At 51.1% G+C, this 18,107-nt stretch carries 16 protein-coding genes and 1 pseudogene; 15 read left to right on the plus strand and 2 right to left on the minus strand.

Features of this window, described 5'->3' with window-relative positions; translation table 11 throughout:
• Positions 1-123, plus strand: a pseudogene (locus POG22_RS07230) (RNA-guided endonuclease TnpB family protein); the annotation flags it as partial.
• 162 nt (positions 124-285) lie between these two features.
• On the opposite strand, the gene POG22_RS07235 reads toward POG22_RS07230, so the two are convergent.
• Positions 286-1,458: a pyridoxal phosphate-dependent aminotransferase gene (locus POG22_RS07235; protein WP_063714664.1), complete on the minus strand. Its 1,173-nt coding sequence runs from the start codon at positions 1,456-1,458 to the stop codon at positions 286-288.
• Positions 1,459-1,645: 187 nt separating this feature from the next.
• On the opposite strand from POG22_RS07235, the gene POG22_RS07240 reads away from it, so the two are divergent.
• A complete protein-coding gene (locus POG22_RS07240) occupies positions 1,646-5,053 on the plus strand; it encodes an ATP-binding protein (protein WP_498904460.1) in 3,408 nt (1,135 codons plus the stop codon).
• A gap of 283 nt (positions 5,054-5,336) precedes the next feature.
• On the opposite strand, the gene POG22_RS07245 is transcribed toward POG22_RS07240, so the two are convergent.
• Positions 5,337-5,831, minus strand: a complete 495-nt coding sequence (locus POG22_RS07245) for a BON domain-containing protein (protein WP_063714669.1) — start codon at positions 5,829-5,831, stop codon at positions 5,337-5,339.
• A 688-nt stretch (positions 5,832-6,519) separates the two neighbouring features.
• Here POG22_RS07245 and atpD point away from each other — a divergent pair.
• The 13 genes from atpD to POG22_RS07310 form a co-directional block, all read left to right on the plus strand.
• A complete protein-coding gene (gene atpD / locus POG22_RS07250) occupies positions 6,520-7,905 on the plus strand; it encodes a F0F1 ATP synthase subunit beta (protein ID WP_498904463.1) in 1,386 nt (461 codons plus the stop codon).
• A gap of 79 nt (positions 7,906-7,984) precedes the next feature.
• Positions 7,985-8,392, plus strand: a complete 408-nt coding sequence (locus POG22_RS07255; RefSeq protein ID WP_223307288.1) for a F0F1 ATP synthase subunit epsilon — start codon at positions 7,985-7,987, stop codon at positions 8,390-8,392.
• Positions 8,379-8,729, plus strand: coding sequence for an AtpZ/AtpI family protein (locus POG22_RS07260; RefSeq protein WP_074170747.1), 351 nt, complete (start codon positions 8,379-8,381; stop codon positions 8,727-8,729). Before POG22_RS07255 ends, POG22_RS07260 begins: the two co-directional genes overlap by 14 nt.
• Positions 8,730-8,794: 65 nt before the next feature.
• Positions 8,795-10,039 (plus strand): cation:proton antiporter, encoded by a 1,245-nt coding sequence (locus tag POG22_RS07265; RefSeq protein ID WP_498904466.1) that lies wholly within the window; start codon positions 8,795-8,797, stop codon positions 10,037-10,039.
• Between the two features lie 66 nt (positions 10,040-10,105).
• Positions 10,106-10,390 carry an N-ATPase subunit AtpR gene (locus POG22_RS07270; protein ID WP_498904468.1) on the plus strand — a complete coding sequence of 95 codons (285 nt, stop codon included), beginning with the start codon at positions 10,106-10,108 and terminating at the stop codon, positions 10,388-10,390.
• Positions 10,391-10,408: 18 nt separating this feature from the next.
• Positions 10,409-11,089 (plus strand): F0F1 ATP synthase subunit A, encoded by a 681-nt coding sequence (locus POG22_RS07275; RefSeq protein WP_498904470.1) that lies wholly within the window; start codon positions 10,409-10,411, stop codon positions 11,087-11,089.
• 60 nt (positions 11,090-11,149) lie between these two features.
• Positions 11,150-11,428 (plus strand): F0F1 ATP synthase subunit C, encoded by a 279-nt coding sequence (locus POG22_RS07280; protein WP_017660431.1) that lies wholly within the window; start codon positions 11,150-11,152, stop codon positions 11,426-11,428.
• Between the two features lie 3 nt (positions 11,429-11,431).
• Positions 11,432-12,694, plus strand: a complete 1,263-nt coding sequence (locus POG22_RS07285; protein ID WP_498904473.1) for a F0F1 ATP synthase subunit B family protein — start codon at positions 11,432-11,434, stop codon at positions 12,692-12,694.
• A gap of 159 nt (positions 12,695-12,853) precedes the next feature.
• The gene (locus POG22_RS07290) at positions 12,854-13,372 is read left to right on the plus strand and encodes an OB-like fold-containing membrane protein (protein WP_063714658.1); all 519 of its coding nucleotides are present in this window, start codon (positions 12,854-12,856) and stop codon (positions 13,370-13,372) included.
• Between the two features lie 434 nt (positions 13,373-13,806).
• The gene (locus POG22_RS07295) at positions 13,807-15,336 is read left to right on the plus strand and encodes a F0F1 ATP synthase subunit alpha (protein ID WP_498904474.1); all 1,530 of its coding nucleotides are present in this window, start codon (positions 13,807-13,809) and stop codon (positions 15,334-15,336) included.
• 24 nt (positions 15,337-15,360) lie between these two features.
• Positions 15,361-16,248, plus strand: a complete 888-nt coding sequence (locus POG22_RS07300; protein WP_063714656.1) for a F0F1 ATP synthase subunit gamma — start codon at positions 15,361-15,363, stop codon at positions 16,246-16,248.
• 174 nt (positions 16,249-16,422) lie between these two features.
• Entirely contained in the window at positions 16,423-17,025 is a 603-nt protein-coding gene (locus POG22_RS07305) for a hypothetical protein (RefSeq protein ID WP_017660426.1), read from the plus strand.
• A gap of 905 nt (positions 17,026-17,930) precedes the next feature.
• The coding region (locus POG22_RS07310) for a helix-turn-helix domain-containing protein (RefSeq protein WP_498904475.1) at positions 17,931-18,107 on the plus strand (177 nt) is incomplete at its 3' end.

Genomic DNA, 18,107 nt, shown 5'->3' on the forward strand with positions numbered 1-18,107 from the left:
GGCTACACCACCAATCGAGATGTAGCGGCAGCTCAGGTTGTGCGGAATAGAGGACTTGCCGCCGTGGGGCACACGGTCAAGAAGCTCAAGGAGGGCAATGCCGATGGGCACCCAACGAACTGAGAATCCCCGTGCCTTTAGACCGGGGAGTGTCAAGAGTTTAGATCGACTGGGGTTCCAAATTTCAAACTTTAAAACAATAAGTTAAGATGGCGTCGCGAGGGGGGAGTAGAGACGCCCGAACTGCACGCCTCTACCCGCGTTGCGAGGTTGCGATTTCCAACACTATTGGAGCGATCGCACGAACTTTTCTAACCGATCCATCCCTTTTTCGATCGCGGACATCTCCGTCGCGTAAGACAATCGCAAACAGGTATCGGTTCCGAAGGCAATGCCGGGTACTGCTGCCACGTGATACTCTTCGAGCAAGCGATCGCAAAACTCCAGAGACGACAACCCCATACTGGCGATATCCACAAACACGTAGAACGCGCCGTTCGGAGTCGGAGCGCTCAAACCGGGAATACTGTGGATACGCTCGAGAACGAAAGCACGACGTTTAGCAAAACTCGATCGCATCTCCTCGATACATCCGGGGGACTCGGGAGATTGCAACGCCGCGATCGCCCCGTACTGAGCGAAGGTGCAAACATTGGAAGTACTGTGACTTTGTAGCGTACTCGTGGCTTTAATCAACTCCACCGGCGCCGCCAAATACCCCACGCGCCATCCCGTCATCGAAAACGCTTTGGCGAAGCCACTGCTCGTAATCGTGCGATCGCGCACTTGCGGACTGACCGAACCGATGCTCAAATGCTCGGCACCATCGTAAAGAATTTTCTCGTAAATCTCATCTGAAATCACCCAAATTCCCGCCTCAAGAACCACCTCCGCCAAAGCGCGAATTTCGTCCGGCGTATACACCACCCCCGTCGGGTTCGAGGGAGAATTGAGGACGAACAGCTTCGTTTTCGGACTAATCGCCGCTTTCAACCGTTCCGGCGTAATCTTAAACTGCGTCTGGGCTGTGGTGGACACGATAACCGGAACCCCTTGCGCCAGCTTCACCATTTCCGGGTAACTCACCCAGTAGGGGGCGGGAACGATAACCTCGTCACCGGGATCGACGAGCGCTAAAATCGCATTGAACAGCGATTGTTTCCCCCCGTTCGTCACCTGAACGTTTTCGGCGGCGTAATCGAGTTGATTTTCCGTCTGTAACTTATAGGCGATCGCCTGGCGCAGTTGCGGTTCCCCAGCAACCGGTCCGTAGCGAGTTTTCCCCTCGTCCAGCGCCCGTTTGGCCGCTTCGACGACGTGTTGGGGCGTTCCGAAATCCGGTTCTCCCGCACTGAAGCTGCACACATCGATCCCCTGGGCTTTCATAGCTTTCGCTTTGGCGGAAATCGCCAGGGTCATCGAAGGAGGAACTTGACCGACTCGTGCTGATATTTTCATCGAGATAAATACGCTGTTGAATACCCTGCAAGTGGTAATTAGGGGAATTTTACCGCTAACGTCTCGATCGAAGAGTATCCTTTCGGTCAGACGACGGTGACATCCTCCACCATTGAAGCGATGATGGGAAAAACACCCATACAATCGTCGGAGCAGGGGATGAGGGTAGGAGGGAACGTTCGCCGATATGGTTTTGCGCCGCTTGGCTAACGAAATTTCACATCGCATTCCGTTACGAACGGTTTTAATCGTCCCCTTCGCCCTCCAAATTTTCGCGGCGGTGGGACTGACGGGATATTTATCGTTTCGCAACGGTCAAAAAGCCATCGACGACATCTCGACCCAGTTGCGAGACGAGCTGACCGATCGCATCGAAGAACGGCTCGATCGCTACCTCGAAGCGCCCCATCTCATCAACCAGCTTAACGCCCAAGCCTTTCAATTAGGACAGCTAGACTTACAAAACTTATCCCAACTCGATCGCCATCTCGCCCAGCGGATTCGCCTGTTCGACAACGTCACCTATGTTTACTTCGGCAACCCCAAAGGAGAGTTTAGCGGCGTCGAGCGCGTCCCCGACGGCTCGATTCGCATTGGCACCTCGGGCCGGAAAACCCCGAACGACGATAATTTCTACACTTACGCCACCGACGGCGGGGGAAACCGAGGAGAACAGCTCTCGGCCGTTCCGGGGTACGACTTGCTGACGCGGCCGTGGTACGTCGACGCCGTCAACGCCGAAACCGCCATTTGGGGAGAAATTTACGTTTGGGCAGCTCCTTATCCGAACTTAGCACTTCCGGCAGCGTTACCCCTGTACGACGACGACGAACTCCTCGGCGTGTTCGCTGTCGATATCTCGCTGCTCGACATCAGCAACTTTTTACGCACTCTCGACATCGGACAAACCGGCCAGACGTTTATCGTCGATCGCCACGGACAACTCGTCGCCACCTCCGTCGACGAACAACCCTTTTCGCAAAAAGGCGACACCCCCGAACGCCTGTACGCCACGGCCAGCCAAAACGGCCTCGTCAGCGCCACGGCTACCTACTTACTGACAGAATTCGGCAGCTTCGAGGCGATCGGCACCCGCATCCAACGCACCTTTGACTGGAACGGAAACCGACAGTTAGTACAGGTGACGCCGTTTCGCGACGAGTGGGGGTTGAACTGGGCGATCGTGGTGGTGGTTCCCGAGTCGGACTTTATGGCTCGCATCCACGCCAACACCCGCAATACCATCGTCCTCTGCGCGATCGCCCTCGGGGTCTCGACGGGAATCGGTATCGTGACGGCGCGATGGGTGGTTCGACCGATCCAACGCCTCAACCAGTCGGCCAAGTCTCTCTCTCAGGGAAACTGGGACGCACAAACCCACGATCGCCGAACTCTCCAGCGAGCGGACGAAATCGGCGAACTGGGGCGATCGTTCGATCGCATGGCGCAACAACTCCAAGCCTCCTTCGCCTCCCTACAAGCGAAGAACGAGCAAATGGAACGACTCGATCGCCTCAAAGACGAATTTCTCGCCAATACCTCCCACGAACTACGAACCCCCCTCAACGGCACCATCGGTATCGCTGAATCGATGCTCGACGGCGTTACCGGCCCCCTCAACCCTACGCAACAGAAAAACCTTACCCTGATCGTCCAGAGTTGCTATCGGTTAACGGCGTTAGTCAACGATATTCTCGACTTTTCCAAACTCAAACATAAAGAGATCGAACTGCAACGCAAACCCGTCGGCGTGCGCGAAATTGCCGAAGCCATTCTCAGTCTCTGTCAGTCCTTGGTGGCGCGGAAAAACGTCCAACTTGTCAACGCCATTTCTCCCCAGCTTCCGCTGGCTTACGCTGACGAAAACCGCTTGCAGCAAATTCTCTACAACCTCGTCGGTAACGCGATTAAATTCACCGATGAGGGATTTGTGGGGATTTCCGCCGAGTGCGTCCCCAACAGTACCGCTGAGGAAGCGACCCATTTAGCCGTGACTGTTTCCGATACGGGAATCGGAATGAAGGAGGAACAACTCGATCGCATTTTCGAGTCCTTCGAGCAAGCCGACGGGTCTACCGCTCGCGAATATGGGGGAACGGGGCTGGGATTGGCGGTGACAAAGCAACTCGTGGAACTGCACGGGGGGACGATCTCTGTCAAATCGATTGCGGGGAAAGGCTCGCAATTTACGTTTACTCTTCCGGTAGCCGATCGCCAAGCTCAGGAACGCCGCGAGGATTCGTCTTCCTGTTTGCTTCCGGTGCTGGCGTTACCCCAAACCCTCGATCTCGACGCAACAGATCGGTCTTTCGTCGAACGGCCGCTGAACGGGGCGATCGCGATCGACCGTTACGGACAGAGCTTGAGAACCGATCTCCCCCGACCCGAACGACGCTTTAGCATTCTCATCGTGGACGACGAACCGATCAACCTTCAGGTTCTCATCAATCACCTCTCCCCAGAACACTATCAAATTACCCAAGCCTCCAACGGTCTCGAAGCCCTTAAATCGATCGAAAACGGTTTAAAACCCGATTTGATCCTGCTCGATGTCATGATGCCCAAAATGACGGGCTACGAGGTGACGGCAAAACTACGGGAAAAATACTCCGCGCACGAACTCCCCATTTTGATGCTTACAGCGAAAACGCAAGCAGAAGATATCGTTCAAGGACTCAATTTAGGGGCGAACGACTATTTGACTAAACCGATCAATAAAAAGGAACTCCTCGCTCGCCTGCAAACTCACTTGCGCCTGTCTCATTTAAGTATGGCCTATGCGAAATTCGTTCCCCATCAATTTTTAAAATTGCTCAATAAAGAAAGTATTTTAGAGGTTAAGCTCGGCGATACGGTACGTCAAGAAATGTCAGTGTTGTTTTCCGATATTCGCGATTTTACTCGGTTGAGCGAAAATATGACGCCGGAGGATAATTTTAAATTTATAAACGGTTATTTATCGCGCATGGAACCGGCAATTTTAGAGAATAATGGATTTATCGATAAATATATTGGCGATGCGATTATGGCATTGTTTCAAGGAAGTGCTGACGATGCCGTTCGAGGGGGGATTAGTATGTTGAAACGGCTCAATCGATATAATAAAACGCGACAACGTCCCGAACGTCCGTCGTTAAAAATTGGTATCGGGATTAATACTGGAATGTTAATGTTGGGAACGGTAGGCGGACAGAAACGGATGGACAGTACGGCGATTAGCGATGCCGTTAATTTAGCGTCTCGCGTCGAAGGATTGACGAAACTGTACGGAGTGTCTTTGTTAATTACCGATCGCACGTTTTGCAGGTTACAGTCTTCTCAAGATTATCATATCCGACTCATCGATCGCGTAGCGGTTAAAGGAAAAAGCGATCGGACTTCAGTTTTTGAAGTGTTCGATGCCGATCCCCCCGGAATTCGCGAGGGTAAAGCTAAAACGAGAACTCATTTCGAGCAGGCGTTAGTATTGTTTGAGTTGAAACAATACGAAGAAGCTGAAAAGTTGTTTGCTGACTGTTTGCAACGCAATCCTAACGATACTGTGACTAAAATTTATATGCAACGCTGTCACAGCAAAAAGTTGAATCTGAGTTAAAGATAGGGGGTATATAGCAACCCTAAATCAGTTGTGTAACAAAATCGGGAGCAGGAAACAGGGAATCGGATTTTTTCTGGTGTTTTAATTTTTGACGACTCATTTGGGACTGCTATATCTCAAAAAAATAGAGACGTTCTCCCAATCTTTCAAATTTCTTGAATCGAGTCGAGCGTCAGCAAGCATCGCGATCGCAATAAAAAAACTGGCACGCGATCGCGCACCAGTCGAATCACAACAGTTGCATTACAAGGATGGATTTAATTGAAATCCATCTAATCGATTACGAAGATTGACCTTCTTCTAATCCGAGTTCAAAGGTAATTTCGTGAACTCCAGAAATTTCTTTAATTTCATCGACAATTTCACGGGCGCGGTCTTTATCTCGAACGGTTCCCGACAAAATAACCGAACCGCTCGCTACGTTTACGGTCAGATCTTCTGAAGTATCGGACAAAATAGTTTCGCGAATTTTTCGATCGGTCATCGGTTCGCCGCGTTCTGCACCTTTGGCGTATTCGATACCACTATACTGTCCGCCCGTTGGCGTCAGTTTTAAATCTTCTTCGAGTTGTTGCTGACCCTGTTCTAAGGTATCGCTTTTCGCCCCGAGTGCAGCGATATCTGTGCTAGCTAACGCCGGTAAACTACCGGTTCCTGCTAAGAGACCGAGACATAACAACGTCGCGATCGTTCGGAATCCACCCAAGCGATGCGTAATAAAATAAGTCGCGATCGCAGCGGTTGCGATAGCAGAGGTGAGAAAAATGATATTCATAAGCATTACTCCTGAATATGTTACAACTTGCCCCATTCGGGCGATGTAAACTTAAGCTACAGTCTTTCGTAAGTTTCAACGAGAAGAAGGTAAAATAGAAGGCATAGACTTCTCGTCATGTTGCCCGATGGGTTCGCAGTGTTCTGAATCGAAACGCGATCGCCAATCGACAGTCGGCTTCAATTCAAAACTTGCGTTACGAACAGACTATCGAAGATCTTTAAGAGAATCGATCGCTCTGTAGATATAGAAATCAAAACGGCCGTTTCTCTCAAACCGCCCGAAACCTAACAACCACTACCCCGCGAGCGTTCGATCTCCACCCGAATTCGCCTTCAGCCTGCTTAAAAACTGCCGAAATATTACGAAAAAATACGTTTTCAAGCCCAAGGCGTCTCGAAGTCCCAGAGTTGGCGCAATTTGTCGTCTATCTGAAGGACGAACTCACTATTCCAAAAGATCGATCGTCGGCCGTGACAGTATCTCTCCCTAGGGAAAGATATCCTGCTTTGGAAGTTTCTTCACAAATAGAGATAGCTAAAACTAGCGAGATGCGACAGACCGATCGCATTCCTCCCTCACTTCGATCGACTCGCTCCCACAACTCAACGGCGAAATCGCAGTCTTCTGTCAACCCGCGAGTTTCTGCAACGCCTACCATTCCCCCCTCTGTTTTATCCGGAGTCCTATGCGCGACGAATCTCAAAACAACCGTGTGGGAACGATCGTTTCCGTCCGTGGCAGCGTTATAGACGCCCGCTTCGAGCCACCGTTACCCGAACTCAACCACCAACTGAGAGCCGGGGAAAACGACGAGATCGCCATCGAAGTGTTGAGTCACGTCGATCCCGAAACGGTGCGCGGTATCGGTTTGACTTCCACCTCCGGCTTAGCCAGAGGAACGCCAGTTCGCGATCTCGGGCGTACGTTGCAAGTTCCCCTCGGCGATCGCCTGTTGGGACGAATGTTTAACGTCTTCGGCGAGACGATCGATCGCAAAGACGAAATGACCGGCGGCGAGTGGCGATCGATCCATCAAAAACCCGTTCCCCTCTCCGAACGCGCCACCACCTCGGAAGTCCTCGAAACCGGCATCAAAGCCCTCGATATTATCGCCCCCCTCGAACGGGGTGGGAAAGCCGGGCTGTTCGGCGGTGCGGGGGTCGGAAAAACCGTGTTGATTACAGAAATGATTCACAACATGGTGGCGCACCACGAAGGGATCAGCTTGTTTTGCGGCGTGGGAGAACGCAACCGGGAAGCCGAGGAACTCTACCGCGAAATGCAAGAAGCCGGGGTGTTAGAACGAACGGTTCTCGTGTTCGGACAGATGAACGAACCTCCAGGGGCGAGATTTCGCGTTCCTCACGCCGCCTTGACGATGGCGGAATATTTTCGCGACGACGCCAAACGAGACGTGTTGTTGCTGATGGACAACGTGTTTCGCTTCGTGCAAGCGGGGCAAGAAGTCTCTGGGTTGATGGGGCGATTGCCCTCTCGCGTCGGCTATCAACCCACATTGGGGACTGAGTTATCGGAGTTGCAAGAGCGCATCAGCAACACGGCGACGGGGGCGATTACCTCGGTTCAAGCGGTGTACGTTCCGGCTGACGATTTTACCGATCCGGCGGCGGTGAACACGTTCGGGCATTTGTCAGCGTCGATCGTTCTCTCCCGCAAACGCGCCAGTCAGGGATTGTATCCCGCTGTCGATCCCTTACAGTCGAGTTCCAAAATGCTGTCACCGACGATCGTGGGACAACGACATTACAACGTCGCCCAAGCGGTGAAACAAACTCTGGCGGAATACGAGGAATTGAAAGATATTATCGCCATGTTGGGCATCGAGGAGTTGTCGCAAAACGATCGCAAAACGGTATCTCGAGCGCGTCGGTTAGAGCGGTTTTTAACCCAACCGTTTTTCACGACAGAACAGTTTACGGGGAAAAAAGGAAAGTTAGTCAGTTTAGAAGATGGATTGGAGGGGTGCGATCGCATTTTAAACGACGAATTCGCCGACGTTCCCGAACGGGCGCTGTATACCATCGGCGCGATCGACGACGTTAAAAGGTAGGTTTGGGTTGGGTTTCGACTTCGTTCAACCCGACCCCCCATCTAACTCCCTATCTAGCTGGTTTATCGAGACAAACACTATGGACGAAATCGCATTAAAAATTTTATTACCGACTGAAGTGTTGCTCGAAGAAACGGTCAGCAAACTTTCCGTCGAAACAGAAGACGGCGTCCGAGTTTTATTACCCAACCATATCGATTTCGTCGCGTCGTTAGTTCCGGGTATTTTATCCTACAACACCTCAGAAGCCGAGTATTTCGTTGCCGTCGATGAAGGCATTCTCATCAAAGAAGAATATACCGTAACTGTGGCAACGCGCCGCGCCGTCAAAGGACGAGATTTAGAACACTTAAGCGCCACTGTAGAAGAACAGTATCGCATTCTCGACGATCGCGAGAAACAAGCCCGATCTGCGATCGCCAAACTCGAAGCAGGATTTGCCAGAAGACTGATCGAACGAGGAGGACAGCATCGTGGAACCCAATAAAAATAACAAAAATAACAAAAATAGCGATCGCAAACCGACCCACACGCGAAATCTCAGCGATTTATGGAAAGCCTTTCATCAAGAGATCGATCGCAAATCGCTACAAAAAATTCGCGCCAGACAGGAAGGCGATCGCAGCCTCTGGTTTAGCTTGGGAATGTATGGTTTAGTCGGGTGGTCGATCGCCATTCCCACCTTACTCGGTATTGCAGGAGGGCGCTGGCTCGATCTCCGGTTCCCCAGTCCCTATTCTTGGACGTTAATGGGATTGTTTCTCGGGCTAATGTTAGGCTGCTGGAATGCTTGGTATTGGATTCAAAAAGCGCTCAGAGAGTAATTCAAATCCGCTTAAAACATCATTAATCTTATCCCTCACTCGCAAACTTTTATTCGAGATCGGCTATGGAAATTTCTGTTTTGATTTTATGGATTGGTATTATCCTAACCTTAGCAATTTTAATTAAAGCCATTTTTAACAGAAAGGGAATCCCAGCATTAGTTGGCTTTTTGGGGTTGGGATTTCTGTTAAATTTACTGAATATTCAATTTCAATTTATCGACGAAGTAGGATATGAAGTATTTGAATTTTTAGCAGAGTTGGGTATTATTAGCTTGCTGTTTCGAGTGGGATTAGAAAGTGACTTAGCAGGATTAAAGAAACAACTTCCTAGAGCTAGTTTGATTTGGGTTTTTGACGTTTTGGTTAATGCCACGTTTGGGTTCTTTGCTGCTTACGTTCTACTCGAACAAGCCTTGATTCCCAGTTTGTTCGTCGCCATCGCCATGACTGCTACCAGTGTCGGCGTGTCTGTAGCCGTTTGGCAAAACCAAAACGCCACCGATTCCCCAGACGGTGAACTGTTACTCGACGTTGCCGAACTCGACGATATTTCGGGTGCCGTGTTGATGGCATTGTTGCTCGCCTTAGCACCGACAATTTACCACAGCGGTTCGCAGGGATCGCTAGGAGCGCTGGCACTGGAAACCTCGGGAACCTTTTTTCTCAAAGCGATCGTTTTCGGCGCGTTTTGTTTTTGCTTTTCTCAATATATCGAAAAGAAGCTTACAACCTGGTTTAACCGCATCGAACCCAAACCCGATCCGATGTTAGAGGTCGTTGGCATTGGATTTATTATCGCGTCCATTGCCGGATTGCTGGGATTTTCAGTCGCGATCGGGGCGTTTTTCGCCGGATTGGTCTTCAGTCGCGATCCCGACGCCGTCAAAATTGATGCGTCGTTCGATGCTATTTACGAACTGTTTACACCATTTTTCTTCATTGGCATCGGTTTGAAACTCGAACCGAGCGCACTGATAACGGGGTTGGGATGGGGAGCGATTTTACTGGTGGCGGCGGTGGCGGGAAAGCTCCTCGGTGCTGGGGTTCCCGCCTTGTTGAAAACCCAATGGAAAGGGGCGACTCTCATCGGGGTCAGCATGATTCCTCGGGCTGAAATCAGCACGATCGTCATGCAAAAAGGCTTGGCGTTGGGGAGTTGGGCCGTTTCCGATCGCGTGTTTGCAGCCATGGTGGTGGTATCGGCAATGACGACCACTGTGATTCCCATACTCCTCTCGTCACTCCTCGATAAATGGCATCCCACTTCTGGTTACTCGTCGTCGGGAACTTCACCGCCATCCGGTTAGGGGTTAAGTTGTGGTTTTAAGTTGCTTTTGACAGTTTGTTTTGAGTTATATTTGGAGTACATTACGATGAATGGATTTTTAGAACTTGCGATCGCCCTCTTCGGAGGCTTCGTCCTCGGACTGTTTTATTTTTACAGTCTCTGGATTACCGTGCGACAACTTCCCGTGACTGCCTATCCCATTCCCTTAACGCTCGGCAGCTTCATCGCCCGTTTAGCAATTACCTTGCTTGGCTTTTATCTACTCATGGACGGTCACTGGCAACGAGGGTTAATCGCCTTGGTTGGATTTACGATCGCGCGGACGATTTTAACTCGTGTCAAAGGTAAAATCCTCACCACCCCTCGTTAAACCTGCCGTCAAAATGCCATGAATATTACTCCAGACAACATTATTTTTTGGCAGTCGGGATCGATCGCCATCAACGCGACAATTGCCTATACCTGGTTGGTGATGGCAATTTTAGTGTTAGGTTCCTGGTGGGTGACGCGACAGTTAACGAGCGAACCCACTATCTCGAAATGGCAAAACGTCCTCGAAATTATCGTTAAGACCATTAACGACCAAATTCGAGACGCCGCCGATCGCGATCCAGCACCGTTCCTTCCCTTTATCGGAACGCTGTTTCTCTTCGTCGGCCTCGCCAACCTGTTAACCCTCTTTCCCGTCTACGAATCGCCAGCGGGATCGCTTTCGACAACCATCGCACTTGCGTTGTGTACTTTTATCGCCGTGCCTCTGTTCGGCATTCGCGACTCGGGATTAATCGGGTATCTCAAACACTATTTCGAGCCGTCACCGTGGATGTTTCCCTTCCAAGTGATTGGTGAGATATCTCGCATTATCTCTTTAGCCGTACGTCTTTTTGGAAACGTGATGAGCGGCAGTTTTCTTGTGGCAATTTTACTGTTAATTTTACCAATTCTTTTTCCAGCGCTCATGCGATTGTTTGGCATGGCAATCGGTCTAATCCAAGCTTACGTTTTTGCCGTTTTGTCCCTTGTTTATATTGCCTCGGGAATGCAAGCACAATCCGAGCGGGAAGACTAAAACAATTGCGATCGCGCTGCATTTTACACCCAAACGTTTCAACTCAACCCGGATAGAATCATGGACAATCTCAGCTTAGTCAGCGTCGCCTCGATTTTCACCGCAGGCTTATGTATCGGACTCGGAGCGATCGGCCCGGCGATCGGTGAAGGATTGGCCTTGGCGAACGCCATGCGAGCCTTAGCCCAACAACCCGATCGCGCCAATACCATTACGCGGACGCTCTTCGTGGGTATGGCTGTCGTCGAATCGACGGCAATTTACTGTTTTGTCGTCTCGATGATTTTGCTGTTTGCCAATCCCTTTTGGAACTATTTTTTACAACAAGCGGGGGGATAACGGGTGTTAATCGATTGGTTTACCGTTGGCGTTCAACTATTTAACTTTTTGTTTCTCGTTTGGTTGCTGCAACGCGTGTTGTACCGCCCGATTTTACAGACGATCGAGCGTCGCCAACAGCGGATCGACCAGTGGTATCGCGACGCCGAACAACAGCGGGAAGAAGCCCGACAAAACGCCGAACGATACCGCCGCCAGTGTCGAGAACTGCAAGAGTTCAAAGCCAAACATCTCGCAGAAGCCAAACAACAGGCGCGTCGAGAACGGGAAATTCTCACCCAACAGGCGAAGCAGGACGTCGATCGCCTGCACCGTCAGTGGAAAACTGCGTTACGCCGCCGACAAGCGCAGTTTTTCGATCGCCTCCAGCGAGATACGAGTCACCATCTCGCGTTGATGACGCGCCGCGCCCTCGAAGACGTGGCTGGCGCAAAACTCGAAGACCGAGCGATCGAACGATTTCTCGATCGCCTCCATCACCTCGACGACGCCACCCGCCAGCAAATGCACGCTTGCATCGCCGACTCGAGAGCCTCTGTTCTCATCTGTACGGGATTCGAGATCTCTAAGGAAACCCGCGATCGCTTGTTGGACGCAGTACGGCGAGAGTTGGCGTGGGATGTCGAACTCTGCGAAGCCGACAAGCTTCCAGAAACCGAGGATACCGCCGAGGAGGAAGAACCGCGCCCCGTTTCCCTACAATTCGTCCGCGATCGCGCGCCGATTTGCGGGATCGAACTCTATACCGGCGGTTACGAGGTGGCGTGGAGTTTCGACAGCTATCTGCGAGATCTCGAAGATCGCGTGCGTCAGACGTTGCAAAGCGAACTCGAACGGGTGGAGGAGGAAGAACCCCTTCCTGAAGAACGCCTCCAGCGACAACTGGCGCAGCAAACCTACGACATCGCCCGTCGCGCCCTGCAAGACGTGGCGGACGAAACCCTAGAACGACGAACGATCGCAATGTTTTTACAGCGGTGGGAACGACTCGACGACGACACGCAAAAACAACTGGCGCGATCGCTGTCCGAGGGAAATCGATCGATCTGCGTTCGCAGCAGTTTCGAGATTCCTCCCGAGTGGAAACAGGAAATTTGCGATCGCCTCCACCAAGCCCCCTTCACCGACAGCAGCACCATCGATTTTCAGCAATCTCGCGATCTCATTTGTGGCATTGAAGTCCAAATTGACGGTCACGAAATCGCCTGGAGTTTAGACGATTATCTCGAACAGTTACGGGGGCGAGTCGAAGCTACGTTAACTTAGACCGCCCCAGCCACACGCCTCTGTGGGGGTATTTCCTTCGATAGATGTCAGTCACCGTTCGATTTTCTAAGTTGATCCCTAGAGGGGCAGTTTTGATGTTTTTCCGAAACCCCTCTCTCAATTGTAGTTATCTGCTGTTATCTAAAACGGAGGACTGTTATGAAACGCCTGAAACAACATTTCGATCGCGCTCTAAATTCCAAATCGATCGCTCTACCGACCTTAGCCTCTATCGCGGGGGTTCTCACCGTGACCTTAGCCTCTTTCGTCGTTCCCCAACGACCGGCGATCGCCCAAAGAACGGGGATGACCGCCTCTGCCGATATTGAAGACCTCGCCGAAAATCCAGGTAAGTACGTCGGAAGAACGGTTTCCTTAACCGGAGAAATTGAAGAAACGCGATCGCCCTACATCTTCGAACTCGAAGAAGATGGTGGTGTCGTCGAGTTGTTCAACGACGATAGCGTCTTAGTCGTCGGCGACGATATTTCTCAAGTTCCCATCGAAGAAGGAAGAGAAGTCCGAATTACCGGACAAGTTCGAGAATTCTCGATTGTGGAGATCGAGCGAGATTACGATTTCGATTTCGACGATCTCGCCATCCGCGAAGAGTTAGAATATGAATATGAAGGTCGTCCGGTGGTTTATGCCGACTCGATTCAAATTCTCTCTGAATAATCTTTTCTCCAAAACTCCCCTTCATGGGGGAGTAGACAGTAGGGTGGGCAATGCCCACTCGCCACTTTTTCTTCTCCTGAAATACTCGAATAAATTTAAATTTTGTCGAAAATCAATTTTAGAATCTACCTTGTTTGTTGTCGATTTTTTTAAACATTCAATCGAGCCAAAAAATAAAAGATATATTTCAATCTTTAATTTTAATTTTTATTATTCATTCAATGATTTTTATGGCATTTTTAAGGATTTCAAAATAGTTTTGGGTGGGAGATGTCCACCCAACATTAAGCTTTTATGGCATTTTTAAGGATTTCAAAATAGTTTTGGGTGGGAGATGCCTACCCTACATTAGACAATCTATTCAATTGAATTATCTAACGGCATAACAAAACAACAAACACGAGCGTTTCTTATTACAAGATGTCAGGAAAACTATGAACCGAAACCGCGAACTTCTCTCCGTTTTAGGAGAAACGTTTTCCGCCTTCGATCGCGCCCTCGCCGACTACCACCCCGAACTGCACCCGCGCGAGGTGGGACTCGTCAAATCGGTTTCAAGTGGCATTGCTAAAGTGGCCGGACTCCCCAACGTCAAATCTGACGAACTGGTCTATCTCGGGGACGGCGTCCCAGGAATCGCCTTCAACCTGGACGTTGACGAAGTGGGGGTGATTCTCCTCGGCGACAGCGATCGCCTCGAAGCCGGGGACAAAGTTCGACGCACGGGTCGCGTAACGGACGTTCCCGTAGGCGAACACCTCCTCGGTCGCGTCGTCGGTGCAACCGGAAACCCCCTCGACGGCGGTGGCGACATTCCCGAGGGCGATCGCCGTCCCATCGAACGAGACGCCCCGGCCATTATGGATCGCGCCCCGGTTACGGTTCCGCTTCAAACGGGGGTCAAGGTCATCGACGCACTGATCCCCATCGGTCGCGGCCAGCGAGAACTTATCGTGGGCGATCGCCAAACGGGAAAAAGCGCGATCGCCATCGACACCATCATCAACCAGCAGCATCAAGACGTTATCTGTATTTACTGCGCCATCGGGCAGCAATCGTCCTCCGTTGCCAAAACCATCGCCACCCTGCGCGATCGCGGCGCGATGGACTACAGCATCGTCGTCACCTCAGCCGGAGAAGATCCCCCAGGACTGCGCTACATCGTCCCCTACGCCGCCACCACCATCGGCGAATACTTCATGGAACGGGGGCGAGACGTTCTCGTCGTCTACGACGATTTAACCCGCCACGCCTGGGCCTATCGCGAACTGTCGCTGTTGTTGCGCCGTCCTCCCGGTCGCGAAGCCTATCCCGGCGACATCTTTTACTTGCACTCGCGGATGTTGGAACGGGCGACGCACCTGCGGGAAGAACTCGGCGGCGGTTCGCTGACGGCACTTCCTATCGTCGAAACCCAAGCCCAGAATATTTCGGCGTACATTCCCACCAACATTATTTCCATTACCGACGGTCAAATCTACCTGTCGCCGGACTTGTTCCAAAAAGCCGTTTTACCCGCCGTCGATGTGGGAAAATCCGTCTCGCGCGTTGGCGGAAAAACGCAACTTCCCGCCTACAGCGAAATTTCGGGAGACTTGCGCCTGTCCTACGCACAGTTTCAAGAAGTCGAAGTCTTTTCGCGCTTCGGAACGCAACTCGACGAAGACACCGTGCAAACCCTCGCCCGAGGTCGTCGGGTGCGGGAGGTTCTCAAACAGCCCGAATCTCAACCGATTCCCGTGGCCGAACAAATTGCGGTGTTGTACGCCGTCAACGATGGTGTTTTCGACGAGGTGCCGTTAGAAGAGATGCGATCGGCCTCTCAGGCGATTCGCGATGCAGTGACCGATCGCCTTCCCCAATGGTGCGATCGCATCCAATCCGGCGAAACCCTCTGTGAAGAAGATCGCCAACATCTCCTCGAAGTCTGTCGCGACGCCGTCCGAGATTTCATCCCCTCCTAACCCTACTCAACTCTCAACTAACAGATGTCCCTCGAAGCCTTAAAAGCGCAAATTAACAGCGTGCGCGACCTGCAATCGGTCGTGAAAACCATGAAAGCACTGGCGGCGGTGAGCATTCGCCAGTACGAACGGGCGGTGGAATCTCTGGCGGACTACAACCAAACCGTCGAAACGGGATTTCAGATTTTGTTGAAATATCGCTACGACATCGACGATTGGGGGGTTGGGGCGTCGAGGCGAGCTGAGGAACCGAAACTCGGGGCGATCGTGTTCGGGTCAGACCAAGGACTCTGCGGACAGTTCAACGAACAAATCGCCACCCACGCGTTGGAATACCTCGACACCTGCGGAATTCCCCCATACCGACAGCGACTGACGGCCGTTGGAGGGCGGGTCGTCCCGGCCTTTGAAGCTCGCCGTCGTCCCTTCGCCGACGTGCTGCTGGTTCCCAGTTCCGTCAGTGCGATCGTGGGACGAGTGCAGGCGTTAATCGTGGATATCGAACAGTGGCGAGAAACCGAAGGAGTCGATCGCGTGGTGTTGTTTTACAATCGCTCGCAGTCGGGATCTCGCTACGCCCCCCACACGCAACAACTGTTTCCCCTCGATCGGCAATGGTTGCACGGGTTAGAAACGAAACCCTGGCACGGGCGATCGCTCCCCATTTTTACGATGGAGGGAACGCAGTTATTTTCGGCGTTAATTCGTCAATATCTCTTTGTGTCGCTCTATCGTGCGTTTGCAGAATCTCTCGCGAGTGAAAACGCCAGCCGCCTGACATCGATGCAGTCAGCCGAAAAGAACATTCGAGAACGTCTCGACGAACTGAATTCGCAATATCGTCGCCAGCGCCAGAGTGCGATCACCAGTGAATTGTTAGACGTTGTCTCGGGATTCGAGGCACTTCAGTAACGGTTCTAGATGCCAGCGTCGTGATTTCTCTCTCGATCGATAGACGCAGAATTCAGATTGCTTCGATAGGTTAAAACTAGAACTTGTCTAAATCGTTTTAAAGTTCGCGATCGCTCGTCATATCGCGCGAGCTTGTCTGCGATTTATAAAAAAGTAACAAGAGGTAAAATCACTATGGCACAGGAACACTACAAACACGCCGTCGGAACGTTTAAAGATATGGAAAATCCGGCGTTAGCCCTCACGGAGTTAAAAGCGGCTGGATTTCCCATGGATCGTGTTTCGATCGTCGCTAAAAACCCCGAGACGGTAGAAGACGAAGCGGGCAATAAAAGCCCCGACGACGTAGCCGGAGCTGAAGTCAAAACGAAAGTGGGAAACGAAGCCGATAAAGGCGCAGAAACCGGAGCGTTCGCGGGGGGAGCGTTAGGAACTCTCGCCGGATTGCTCGCCGGAATTGGCGTCTTTACCCTCCCCGGATTGGGAGCGGTTGCGGTGTTAGGATCGGAACTCATCGCAGTTGGTAGTACTGTCGTCGGCGGTGCGGCAGGTGCGGCCGCAGGAGGCTTAATCGGTGGTTTAATCGGGTTGGGAATTCCTGAAGAAAAGGCGAAAGTGTATTACGATCGCGTTTCTGAAGGCGGCTATCTCGTGATTATCAAAGGCACCGATCGCGAAATCGAACAAGCTCAGAAAATTTTGAGCCAACGCAACATTGAAAATTGGGGCATATACGAGCCTCAAGAAAATCGCCAGTTCAGCCAAGCTTCGAGCTAGATTCAGAAAGAAACCGGGTTCCTTGGAGGAACCCGGTTTCTTACGAAATTTTAAAATTTGATGTAAAATTTTGTATAGCTTTGAAGCCACTAAATAACGATACAAAAATACTGTGTTATTATAATCGATAGGTTAAGAAAAGTGATAAATTCAAGGTCGTTATTGAGACGATTGTTGAGTCTCCTTGACGAGCCGAGTTTTTTTGTCGATTTCGCTCGAATCCGTGCGTCGTGCGGATGCTTTCAATTGGCGATCGCAGCAAATGTATGTTTGAGTTCTACCCCATCCCATTGATTTTCGATCGATTTGTTGAATCTCCAATTGTCGAATTTTTGGTAAAACAGGCTGCTAGGCTATAGCGCCCGGTGACGATTGTTGTGAAATCCCGCTCTCGGCTCGACGGATAACTATACAGTCAAACGAACCCAGACAAGCGGCTCGAAATTGTTTTTTGTAGAGGGGATTTCGAGTTTTCTCAAGCTGTTTTGGTGAAGATTGCCATCGCTTCAGTAGCGATCGAACCTCAGCGGCGATCGAGACAACTCGAGTCGTCTTCCATCGACCTGTCGGTTTTTTGGAGTTGTCATCTAAACAAGCGATCTCCAGATTTTCAGACTGTTTTGTTTACCATTTTCTCTAAATTAGAGAGTTCGACAAATGGCTAATTTCAACACCGCCACCGGCCAACTGAACAACAACGACCTCATCTACCGAAAATTTTGGGGTTAGAGCCTCGCCCCCTTCGACTTGGCTCAGGGCAAGCCTTCGACTTAGCTCACTTCGACAAGCTCACTTCGACAAGCTCAGTGCAAGCAGTGCGAGCAGGGCAAGCCTTCTAGGGCGACTTTTTGATTGCATATTTCAACAATCTTTGCTAGTCTAAAAATAGGTTATGCCGTTTTTAGATGACGATTAATCTCACGTATCAGTACAAGCTTGCGCCCACCCAACAACAGCAACAGACCTATGACGAATGGTTAGAAACCTCTCGTCGGGTCTGGAACTATGCTTTGGCAGAGCGCAAAGACTGGTACAAGTCGAGAGCCTGTCCCATCGACCGATGCTCTCTTCGAGGTGAGTAC

The sequence above is a fragment of the Geitlerinema sp. CS-897 genome, assembly GCF_028368005.1.
Lineage (GTDB): Bacteria > Cyanobacteriota > Cyanobacteriia > Cyanobacteriales > Geitlerinemataceae > Baaleninema > Baaleninema simplex.